Source organism: Atribacterota bacterium, from assembly GCA_028703475.1.
Classification (GTDB): Bacteria; Atribacterota; Phoenicimicrobiia; order Phoenicimicrobiales; family Stramentimicrobiaceae; genus JAQVMU01.
The window spans coordinates 1-3,734 of record JAQVMU010000107.1; the positions used below are offsets into that span (position 1 = coordinate 1).

2 protein-coding genes and 1 riboswitch are annotated in these 3,734 nt (G+C 34.1%); both genes read left to right on the forward strand.

Annotated features, from left to right (window positions below):
• Positions 1-59: 59 nt before the first annotated feature.
• A riboswitch (cyclic di-GMP riboswitch) is annotated at positions 60-151 on the reverse strand.
• Between the two features lie 569 nt (positions 152-720).
• A complete protein-coding gene (locus PHQ99_08130; GenBank protein MDD4289537.1) occupies positions 721-1,623 on the forward strand; it encodes a CPBP family intramembrane metalloprotease in 903 nt (300 codons plus the stop codon).
• Positions 1,624-1,705: 82 nt separating this feature from the next.
• Positions 1,706-3,625 (forward strand): serine hydrolase, encoded by a 1,920-nt coding sequence (locus PHQ99_08135; protein MDD4289538.1) that lies wholly within the window; start codon positions 1,706-1,708, stop codon positions 3,623-3,625.
• The last annotated feature ends 109 nt before the right edge of the window (positions 3,626-3,734 follow it).

The following is a 3,734-nucleotide window of genomic DNA, read 5'->3' on the forward strand; positions in this document are numbered from 1 at the left end:
TTCTAATGTAATATATTTAAAGAAAATAGAAAATAAAAAAGATGATCCTGGGGCAAAAAGCAGGTAGTCCGGCAGTCCCATTGAGGGGAATCATGGAGAGGGACCCGTAACTTTGCGTCCCATCGTTTCCGATGGTTAACCTTTCTCAGCTTATAGTTTCTTCGTTCTATAAGGTTCCCTCCTTATTGCGTGTGAATTAATTTTGTTTCTTATGGAATAATTATAATGTATTTTTTTATATTGTGCCAATTTATTTTTTATTGTAAATTTTAGTTATTTTTGTGCCTGTAACCTATGCATCCTTGTAGTAGTCCTGTAATAATTTAATATATTCATTAATTTTTTAGCTAAATTTTGATTAATTATATTTTCTTTCTAAGAAATGGAAGATGTCAGAAAAAGAACCTCCCCAGTAGATACTGAGGGGTTCCTGTTGTTCGCTGGCTCCCCGGATAGGATTTGAAAGATAAACACAGAAAATCTATTTATGAATTAAATTATCTTAAAATATTTCTTTTAATTAAGTAAAAACATTATTAGATATTAGAAGATATAAGTATATTAACTAATTACTTCTATCCTCTTTGTATAGTGGATAGTTGCCACAAACTATAATTTGCTTCTATTAATAATCTCTTTTATAATTGTTACAAATAAGTATTTTGACGAGCTATCAATAACTGATAAAGAATAATTTTCCAATAGAAGGAAAGTTGTATTATGAACAAAGAACCTGAAAGACCTAAAGGATTAGCCATCTTTGTCGGATTGACCTTCTTATTAAGTTACCTACTGGTCTTTATTTACCTTGCCCTTGACGGGAAATGGGTAATGCCCGGTTCACTGATTGTGGCAACAGCCTATATGTTCATCCCTATGGTAGTTGCAATCATCGTCCAAAAGTATATCCTTGGAGAGCCGATAAAAGGCCCTTTAGGAATTTCTTTTAAGTTGAATAGATGGTTTCTGGTAGCATGGCTACTTCCGGTTATTATTGCCTTTGCGACTCTGGGAGTCAGTTTGTTTTTACCAACTATAGAATATTCGCCCCAATTAGCCGGTTTTTATGAAAGCCTTGAATCTACTCTCAGCCCTGAACAAATAGAGCAAATGAAGGCACAAGCCGCAGTATTTCCAATTCACCCCTTCTGGATTGGACTGCTGCAGGGCCTTATTGCCGGTATTACCATCAATGCAATTGCCGGCTTTGGTGAAGAATTAGGATGGAGAGGGTTTTTGCAAAAAGAATTAGGACATATGGGTTTCTGGAAATCCTCAATTGTTATAGGCTTGGTTTGGGGATTATGGCATGCCCCAATTATCCTGCAGGGGCACAACTACCCGGAGCATCCTCAAGCCGGTGTCTTTATGATGATTATATTCACCTTACTGCTTTCTCCTATTTTTAGTTATGTACGGTTAAGGGCAAAATCTGTCATTGCAGCAGCCATCCTTCATGGCTCTCTTAATGCAACTATTGGTTTGCCCTTAATGGTGATAAAAGGAGGCAATGATCTTACTGTAGGAGTAACCGGACTGGCTGGATTCATAGCTCTTGCCCTTGTCAATTTAGGACTTTTTATTTATGACCGGTATTTTGCCAGAGAAAGCATCATGTTTTAAAATATAAAAATATAATTAATGTATCTAAGTCTAATTTTTTTATGGATATTATTATTTATTGTTAAATAAGCGTGGTATGAAGATGAAAAATAAAAAAATAATTTTCTTAATTTCCTTATTCTTTCTGATGTCTATTCTATTGCTTTTACCAGTCATGGCACAGATAGAAAATGCCGGTATTAGCAATTATCAACCACTGGAGGCTTTTTTGGACGGTTTTATTACTGCTCAAATGGATGAATACAAAGTACCCGGAGTAACCATGTCCATAGTAAAAGATGGGGAAATTATTCTTGCCAAAGGTTATGGTTTTTCTGATATTGAAAATCAAAAAAAAGTAGATCCTGAAAAAACAATGTTCAGACCCGGATCAATTACCAAATTATTTGTCTGGACAGCGGTAATGCAGCTGGTTGAACAGGATAAAATAGATTTAAATCAAGATATCAACACTTATCTTGATTTCAGTATCCCCAATCATATAAGGGGATTTAAAGACACTTTGCCCCGTGAAAAGATCACCATGAATCATCTCCTGAATCATACTGCCGGTTTTGAAGATCAAGCCTCATATTTATTTGTCGATAAAAAAGAAGGTATCCGTCCCCTGGGAGAATACCTTAAAAATCATATTCCGGCAAGAGTATACCCTCCGGGTCAGCAAATGGCTTATTCTAATTATAGTGCAAACCTTGCAGCTTATATCGTAGAGAGAATTTCAGGAGTGAATTTTGATGAATATGTTGAAAAAAATATTTTTTCTCCTCTTAATATGCAAGCCAGCACCCTAAGACAACCGATTCCGGAAAAAATTCAGGCTGAATCTGCTTATGGTTATAATTTTAAAAAAGGAGATTATTATAAAGGTGATTTTGAATTTATACAGGGTTATCCTGCCGGAAGTCTTAGCAGTACTGCCAGGGATATGGCTAAATTTATGATAGCACATTTAGAAGATGATGTTTATGAAAATAAAAGGATTCTGGCAGAAGAAACTAAGACGTTTATGCATAGTCAGAGCTTTACCCATCATGAAGAATTAGCCGGTATGGCACATGGGTTTATAGAAATGAATATTAACGGATACCATATAATTTCCCATGGTGGAGACACCCAGTTATTTCATTCCGGACTATATTTAATTCCACAAGAAAACATAGGTCTTTTTGTATCCTATAATGGAAGCAACTCACATAGAGCAAGAAATATCCTTATCAGAGAATTTATGAACCGTTATTTTCCCAGCTCAGAGAGAACTGTAACAGCTGAAAGCAATAATAATTTTGTTGATCCTGAATTGTTGCAAGGAACTTATCATATGAATAGAGCTAATTTTACTACTTATGAATCATTAATCCGCCTGATCCAACAGCTGAATATTCAGATTGATGATGAAAATAACATAATCCAGACATTTATGGGAGAGACAACCCGTTTAGAACAGGTCAAACCAGCTATATTCCATAGCAAAGAAGGCTTGGATAGGTTTTATGCACCAATAAATGAACAGGGTAAAATTACTCACCTCTGGACAAACAGCCCTAATGTGATAGTAAGAGCTTCCTGGTATGAAACTTTACCTTTTAATCTATTATTATTATTTGGATATATACTATTAGCGCTTATTTCGATAATTATCTGGGTTAAGTCAATTTTTAAAAGAAATTCAGCAGGAAAAAGGGCTATTTTTGCTAAATTTATCGGAATTCTTTACGCTTTAACCGCATTGGTTATTTTTGCTGGTTTATTTTTAGTATTTTCCGATATGCATCCTGAATATGGTATTCCCAATATTCTGTTGCAAGGCTCCTCAACTTATAATAAGTTAAGTCAAATCATCTGGATCTTGCCTTTGTTAGCATTTTTATTATTTATTTCATTTTTAACAGTCTGGATTAAAAGAAGTTTAAGTATGGGAGGCAGAATTTATTATAGTATTTTTATATTCTGGTCATTTGGAATTCTCTGGTGGTTTTATTACTGGAATATCTTAAAATGGTAGATTATTGTTTTAGTTTACCACATAATACAATCAGTACAGTACAATCAATATTAGTTTATTGTATTATTTTATGGTATCCTAATAAAAATATATGATACAAATAAATAAA